The sequence below is a fragment of the Mesorhizobium sp. M8A.F.Ca.ET.161.01.1.1 genome, assembly GCF_004792105.1.
In the GTDB taxonomy this organism is placed as follows: domain Bacteria; phylum Pseudomonadota; class Alphaproteobacteria; order Rhizobiales; family Rhizobiaceae; genus Mesorhizobium.
In genome coordinates, this window is the sequence record NZ_SRTD01000388.1 from 1 (window position 1) to 301 (window position 301).

Below are 301 nucleotides of genomic sequence, written 5' to 3' on the forward strand. Positions count from 1 at the left end.
GTGCGGCGCGCCTAGCCGAACGCGGACCGAGCCCCGGCACCTTGGCCAGCAACTGGATCAGGCGTTCGATCTCGGGACCGGCGATTCGCTTGGACATCGCATCGGTTTAGGATTTTTCCGCGCGCTTTGGAACACCAGCGCTGCGCGCTGTCTTTAGTATGCTTCCAGCGGACGGCTCTGGCTGGCGATCATCGCGCCGATGGCGTCGGTATTCTCGGGCGTCGATTCAAATGCCATCGCCGGCTGTGCCGGCGCGTCCGGGAACGAGGTGACGACCTGCGCGGTTGCAGAGATCGGAAGA

General features: G+C 64.1%; 1 pseudogene. It reads right to left on the reverse strand.

The features are described 5' to 3' along the window. Positions 1–97 (reverse strand): annotated as a pseudogene (locus EN804_RS36210) (recombination protein RecR); the annotation flags it as partial. Positions 98–301: the final 204 nt, after the last annotated feature.